Source organism: Blattabacteriaceae bacterium (assembly GCA_036390115.1).
Classification (GTDB): domain Bacteria; phylum Bacteroidota; class Bacteroidia; order Flavobacteriales; family Blattabacteriaceae; genus DASQPV01.
In genome coordinates, this window is sequence record DASWCM010000004.1 from 1 (window position 1) to 6,318 (window position 6,318).

At 35.2% G+C, this 6,318-nt stretch carries 7 protein-coding genes and 2 rRNA genes; 2 read left to right on the plus strand and 7 right to left on the minus strand.

Going from position 1 to position 6,318, the window contains the following annotated elements; genetic code table 11:
• Positions 1 to 1,569, plus strand: a 23S ribosomal RNA gene (locus VF849_01300); the annotation flags it as partial.
• A gap of 51 nt (positions 1,570 to 1,620) precedes the next feature.
• A 5S ribosomal RNA gene (gene rrf, locus VF849_01305) occupies positions 1,621 to 1,730 on the plus strand.
• On the opposite strand, the gene hisIE is transcribed toward rrf, so the two are convergent.
• The 7 genes from hisIE to hisC form a co-directional block, all read right to left on the minus strand.
• Positions 1,726 to 2,322 carry a bifunctional phosphoribosyl-AMP cyclohydrolase/phosphoribosyl-ATP diphosphatase HisIE gene (gene hisIE / locus VF849_01310; protein HEX9232664.1) on the minus strand — a complete coding sequence of 199 codons (597 nt, stop codon included), beginning with the start codon at positions 2,320 to 2,322 and terminating at the stop codon, positions 1,726 to 1,728. The two genes, rrf and hisIE, sit on opposite strands and share 5 nt — an antisense overlap.
• On the minus strand, positions 2,309 to 3,070 hold the full coding sequence (gene hisF / locus VF849_01315; protein HEX9232665.1) for an imidazole glycerol phosphate synthase subunit HisF: 762 nt from the start codon (positions 3,068 to 3,070) through the stop codon (positions 2,309 to 2,311). Before hisF ends, hisIE begins: the two co-directional genes overlap by 14 nt.
• Before the next feature lies 1 nt (position 3,071).
• On the minus strand, positions 3,072 to 3,332 hold the full coding sequence (locus VF849_01320) for a HisA/HisF-related TIM barrel protein (GenBank protein ID HEX9232666.1): 261 nt from the start codon (positions 3,330 to 3,332) through the stop codon (positions 3,072 to 3,074).
• Complete coding sequence (locus VF849_01325; GenBank protein HEX9232667.1) at positions 3,317 to 3,802, minus strand: HisA/HisF-related TIM barrel protein; 486 nt, start codon at positions 3,800 to 3,802, stop codon at positions 3,317 to 3,319. The genes VF849_01320 and VF849_01325 overlap by 16 nt, the downstream gene beginning before the upstream one ends.
• A 6-nt stretch (positions 3,803 to 3,808) precedes the next feature.
• Positions 3,809 to 4,396, minus strand: coding sequence for an imidazole glycerol phosphate synthase subunit HisH (gene hisH / locus VF849_01330; protein HEX9232668.1), 588 nt, complete (start codon positions 4,394 to 4,396; stop codon positions 3,809 to 3,811).
• Positions 4,393 to 5,409 carry a bifunctional histidinol-phosphatase/imidazoleglycerol-phosphate dehydratase gene (locus VF849_01335; protein ID HEX9232669.1) on the minus strand — a complete coding sequence of 339 codons (1,017 nt, stop codon included), beginning with the start codon at positions 5,407 to 5,409 and terminating at the stop codon, positions 4,393 to 4,395. The genes hisH and VF849_01335 overlap by 4 nt, the downstream gene beginning before the upstream one ends.
• Positions 5,402 to 6,318: histidinol-phosphate transaminase (hisC, locus tag VF849_01340; GenBank protein ID HEX9232670.1), on the minus strand; the 917-nt coding region annotated here is incomplete at its 5' end. The genes VF849_01335 and hisC, both read right to left, overlap by 8 nt.

Consider the following 6,318-nt stretch of genomic DNA (forward strand, 5'->3'; position numbering starts at 1 on the left):
GGTTTCCTGAGAAAGGTTAATCCGCTCAGGGTCAGGCGGTCCCTAAGGCGAGGCCGAAAGGCGTAGCCGATGGACATCCGGTTAATATTCCGGACCTCCCTAGTGTTCGTTATCACGATGGGGTGACGCAGAAGGATAAGCGGGCCGTCCTATGGCTATGACGGTCGATGCGTGTAAGGTGTCTCCAGTAGGTAAATCCGCTGGAGAGTTATCACTGAGACGCAAAGCAGTAACCCGTATGGGTGAAAGCTGCCGATTCCACACTGCCAAGAAAAACCTCTAAGGAGAACGTAAGGGAACCGTACCTCAAACCGACACAGGTAGACGAGGAGAATATCCAAAGGCGCTCGTGAGAACAGTTGGTAAGGAACTCGGCAATATAACCCCGTAACTTCGGGAGAAGGGGTGCCTCACTAGGGTTCATAGCCCGAAGAGGCCGCAGAGAAATGCGCACTGCGACTGTTTAACAAAAACACAGGTCTCTGCAAAGTCGAAAACGACGTATAGGGGCTGACGCCTGCCCGGTGCTGGAAGGTTAAAGGGAGAGGTCAACCGTCGCAAGATGGTGAAGCTTCGAACTGAAGCCCCAGTGAACGGCGGCCGTAACTATAACGGTCCTAAGGTAGCGAAATTCCTTGTCGGGCAAGTTCCGACCTGCACGAATGGTGTAACGATCTGGATACTGTCTCAGCTGCGAGCTTGGTGAAATTGTAGTACCGGTGAAGATACCGTTAACTCGCAATGGGACGAAAAGACCCCGGAACCTTTACTATAGCTTCGTATTGACTTTGGGTAAACAATGTGTAGAATAGGTGGGAGACTTTGAAATATCTTCGTTAGGGGATGTGGAGTCAGCCTTGAAATACCACCCTTTGTTTATTTGAAGCCTAACTCGTAAGAGAACAGTGCGTGGTAGGTAGTTTGACTGGGGTGGTCGCCTCCTAAAAGGTAACGGAGGCTTCCAAAGGTACCCTCAACACGGATGGTAATCGTGGATATAGAGTGCAATAGCTAAGGGTGCTTGACTGTGAGACTTACAAGTCAACCAGATACGAAAGTAGGGTATAGTGATCCGGTGGTTCTGTATGGAAAGGCCATCGCTCAAAGGGTAAAAGGTACTCCGGGGATAACAGGCTGGTCTCCCCCAAGAGCTCATATCGACGGGGAGGTTCGGCACCTCGATGTCGGCTCGTCACATCCTGGGGCTGAAGAAGGTTCCAAGGGTTGGGCTGTTCGCCCATTAAAGTGGCACGCGAGCTGGGTTCAGAACGTCGTGAGACAGTTCGGTCTCTATCTATTGCGAGCATTAGAAACTTGAGTGGAGCTAACTCTAGTACGAGAGGACCGAGTTGGACGAATCTCTGGTGTATCAGTTGCATTGCCAAGTGCATAGCTGAGTAGCTATGTTCGTAAGAGATAAGCACTGAAAGCATATAAGTGCGAAGCTTACCACAAGATGAGGTTTCTTTTTTAGAAGGGTCGTTGAAGATGACAACGTTGATAGGCCGCAGGTGTAAAAACAGTAATGTCATAGCCGAGCGGTACTAATTACCCGTAAGTTTCTTTAATATTATATTGCATAATATTTAACTTAGCCTCAGTAAGCTGAGGTATTTCGATTAGAGTGGTAAAAGCAACAGGGCTCACCTCTTCCCATTCCGAACAGAGAAGTTAAGCCTGTTTACGCCGATGGTACTAAGTCTTCTTGGTAGAGTAGGACGCTGCTCATAAATCCTCAGCTCTCCTACTTTTCTTGTACCTATTTTTCAAAACCTCAATTATCTCTCTAAATTTGTAATTTTTAGCATTTATTAGAAATAAATAATGAAAAAGCATATCAGCCGCTTCATTTAAAAAAAAACGTTCCTTCTCATCTTTAGCTTCTATGAGGAGCTCTATCGATTCTTCTCCAAATTTTTGGACTATTCTATTGAACCCTTCATTGAATAATTGAGATATGTATGAATTTTCATTTCTTTTCTTAATTACTTGTTCAAGTTTAATCAAAAATCCATTTTTATCGTATTTGTTTTCTTCTTTCCAACAAGTATCAGTTTTCTGATGACATATAAAACCTAAAGGAGTTACTTTGATTAACAAAGTATCAAAATCGCAGTCAATAAGAATTTTCTCTATTAATAAATAATTTCCGCTTTTTTCCCCTTTTGTCCAAAATCTCTTTTTAGATCTACTGTAAAAGGTTATTTTTTTTTCAACTATAGATCTTCTATAAGCCTCTTCGTTCATATATCCTAACATCAAGACCTTTCCTGTGAAATTATCTTGAATAATAACTGGTAAAAGTCCTTTAAATCCTAACATGGATACCATGTATTTTGAGGTATTTTTTTAATTCTATAATTTCTATTTCTTTAAAATGGAAAACACTAGCTGCTAATGCAGCATCCGCTTTTCCTAAATCTAAAACTTCCAAAAAATGCTTATTTTTTCCAGCTCCCCCAGATGAAATTATGGGAACTGAAAGTTTTTCAGATAGTTTTTGTGTTATTTCTAAATCAAATCCTTCTTTTGTTCCATCATTTTTCATAGATGTTATCAAAATTTCTCCAGCACCTCTTCTTACAGCTTCTTTTGCCCAATCTAAAACATTTCTTTCTGTTTTCACTCTACCCCCGTTCAAAAAAACTTTCCATTCTTTGTCATATTTAGTATATTTAGTATCTATAGATAAAACAATACTTTGAGTTCCAAATCGTATAGAAAGTTCTTCAATAAGTTCTGGATTCAAAAAAGCAAATGTATTTATAGCAACTTTATCTGCACCAGAAGATAGTAGATCTTCTACATTCTTTATTTTATAAAGACCACCTCCTACAGTTAAAGGGATATTAACTACATTGGATATCTCTTTTACTAGAGAGAGAAGTATATCACGTTTTTCATTTGTAGCACCTATATCTAGAAGAACTAATTCGTCTGCACCATTTTCAGAATAATTAGCTGCCAGAGAAACAGGATCTCCAACTTCTCGAAGATTCTCAAAACGGATCCCTTTGATAGTTTTCCCATCTTGGATATCCAAACAAGGAATAATTCTTTTAGCTAACATTTTAACAATTTTTTTCAATCCAAGAATAAACTGATTTTAAAAAATCCTTTCTTTCAAAGAAAATTTTACCAATAATCGCACCTTTACAACCTATTCTCTGTAAATCATCCAGATCTTTCAAACTTTTTATTCCTCCACTAGCAATAAGCTCTAGATGGGGAAAATCTTCAATTATTTTCTTATAAAGATCTATAGAAGGACCAGATAAGAGCCCGTCTTTATCAATATCAGTACAAAATATCTTCCTTAATCCAAGGGAAATTTTTTTTTTAAAAAAAAATTAAAATGTATATTGCTGATTTTCTTCCATCCTTGAAAAGCTATTCTCTCATTTTTTACATCTGCTCCTAAAATAATTTTTTTTCCCCCATAACATTGCACCCATTCTTGAAAAACTTTATCGTTTTTCACTGCCATACTCCCAATGTTAGCAATATGTGCCCCACTATCAAAAACAACTCTAATATCCTCATTACTTTGAATTCCTCCTCCAAAATCTATCATTAGATTCTTACATTGAAAAGCTATATTTTCTAATACTTTACAATGGAGAACTTTTCTTTTTAGAGCTCCTTCAAGATCCACTAAATGGAGTCTTTTTAATCCATGATCTTCTAAAACTTTCGCCATTTCTACTGGATTTACAGTATAAATTTTTTTATTTTCGTAATTACCCTGCGTTAAACGCAGGCATTTTCCTCCGAAAATATCTATAGATGGTATAATATCCATTTATATTTATAAAAATTTAATAAAGTTTTCTAAAATTTTAGATCCAAAAATACCAGATTTTTCAGGATGAAATTGCACAGCATGAAAATTATTTTTCTGTAAAGCAGAACTGTAAGTATATATGTAGTCTGTTTTAGCAATAGTGTACTCACATATTGGTGCAAAATAAGAATGTACAAAATATTGGTAGCTTTCTTCGGGAATCCCCTTAAATAATACTCCTTCAAGTTGATAAATAGTATTCCATCCAATTTTAGGAATTTTCATATTTATGTTCTTAAATTTTTTTATTTCCAGATCGAATATTCCTAAGCAATCTGTGTTATTTTCTTCTGAATGAAAACAAAGCAGTTGCAAACCAAGACAAATTCCTAAAAAAGGCTGTTTTAATTTTGGGATTAATAAATCTAGACTTTTTTCCCTTAAGTATCTCATCGTTAATTTGGCTTCTCCTACCCCAGGAAAAATGATCCTATCAGAAGATAGAATCTCCTCAAAATTATCCGTTAACTTAGCATTTACCCCAATTCTTCTTAGTGCAGAAAATATTGATTGTACATTCCCTGAAGGTGATTTAATGATGATAGTTTTCATATGATATTTTTTGTGGTAGGTAATTTATATAGCTGAACATCACGAAAAATGGCCGTTTTTACGGATTTAGCAAAAGCTTTGAAAATTGCCTCTATTTTATGATGTTCATTTTCCCCTTTAGCTTGTATATGCAAGTTGCATTTAGCAGATTCTGAAAATGATTTAAAAAAATGATAGACCATTTCGGTTGGTATATCCCCAATTTTTTCTCTTTTTAATTCTACCTTCCAAACCAGATTGCTTCTACCACTAAAATCTAAAGCAACTTTAGCTAATCCTTCCTCCATGGATAAACAAAATCCATATCTAGCTAATCCTAGCTTATTCCCCAAACCTTTACAAAAGGCTTCTCCTAATGCTATAGCGATGTCTTCTATCGTATGGTGTTCATCAATAAGATGAAGATCACCCTGGGCTTGAATTCCAAGATCTATAGAAGCATGTTTAGCGAATTGTTCAAGCATATGATTTAAAAAACCAATTCCTGTGCAAATATTATATTTTCCAGTTCCATCAATCTGGAGAATTATTTTCATGTCCGTTTCTTTACTTTTTCTAGAATGTAGAATTTTTCTACTTCCAAATTTTAAAAACTCGTAAAGTTTTTCCCAATCTTTTATTTCTAAGGCTAGAAACTTTTGAAGTTTTTCAGCTGAAAAAGCCGTTTCATTATGGACTATCCCTTTTTTTAGCCAAATAGCTTTACACTTTAGGTTTTTAGCTAATAAAACATCTGTTCTTCTATCTACAAGAACGAATGATCCAGAAATATCATAGCTTTCCCCTCTACTGGTTCTATCAATAGAACCAGCAGAAAAATAAACACCCTCGTTCTCAAAAGTTTTCATTATTTTTCTATGAGCTTTAAAAAATTTTTCTCCTGCTTGATTAGTTACCAGAACTATTTCATAGTTGAATTCTCTAGAGATCCTCGACATAAAAGAAAGAACTTTAGGAACCTTTTCTTCAATTTTAGGAGGGATTTCTTCAACGATAAATAATACTTTATTCATCGATATTGATATTTTTTAAAGTTTTTAAAAGAAAATTATTTTCTTCATAAGTCCCTACTGTAATTCTAAGACAATTCTTGCATAATTTAATTTTTGAACGATCTCTTACAATAAGATTTTTTTCAAAAAAACATTGAAAAATTTTTTGTACTCCAGAAACTTGAGTTAGCAAAAAGTTAGCTGAGCTAGGAAAGACCTTATCTACAAGGCAAATTAACTCTTTGGAGATTCTTTCTCGTTCTTTAATAATCGTTTTAAGTCTTTTTTCAAAGAACGTTTTTTGTTTAAGGGTTTTAATAGCTATTTCTTGAGAAGATTTGCTTATATTATAAGCTGGTTTTACCCTATTCATTAGACTAATCATATTTTCCCCAGAAAAAGCTATTCCTATACGAATTCCAGCCAATCCCCAAGCTTTGGAAAGGGTTTGCATAACCATAAGTTTGGAGTATCTATCAAGTAGGTTAATAAATGATTCTTTATTAGAGAAATCTATATAAGCTTCATCGATAACAACAATACCTGTAAATATTTTTAGAATTCTTTCCATGTCTTTACTGAGAAAATCATTTCCAGTTGGATTATTAGGGGAACAAAGAAAAATTAGTTTCCTACTATTGGGAATGGAAGAAAGTATCGAATTAACATCAAGTTTATACTCCTTTTTTAGGGGTATTTTCAATATTTCTATATCATTTATTTTAGCATTAACTTCATACATTCCATATGAAGGAGTACAGATAATAATTTTATCTAAACCTGGGCTACAAAAGATTCGTATGATCAAATCAATAATTTCATCACTTCCATTCCCAATAAATATTTTTTTATCACAAATATTTTTAATAAATGAGATCTCTTTCTTAAGTTCTACTTGAAAAGGATTCGGATAACGGTGATATACCTCAC

What these genes read in the sequence shown, in the direction of transcription:
- VF849_01335 (HEX9232669.1), bottom strand. Translation starts at nt 5,409, where the DNA reads ATGAATAAAGTATTATTTATCGTTGAAGAAATCCCTCCTAAAATTGAA.
- VF849_01325 (HEX9232667.1), bottom strand. Translation starts at nt 3,802, where the DNA reads ATGGATATTATACCATCTATAGATATTTTCGGAGGAAAATGCCTGCGT.
- hisH (HEX9232668.1), bottom strand. Translation starts at nt 4,396, where the DNA reads ATGAAAACTATCATCATTAAATCACCTTCAGGGAATGTACAATCAATA.
- hisF (HEX9232665.1), bottom strand. Translation starts at nt 3,070, where the DNA reads ATGTTAGCTAAAAGAATTATTCCTTGTTTGGATATCCAAGATGGGAAA.
- hisIE (HEX9232664.1), bottom strand. Translation starts at nt 2,322, where the DNA reads ATGTTAGGATTTAAAGGACTTTTACCAGTTATTATTCAAGATAATTTC.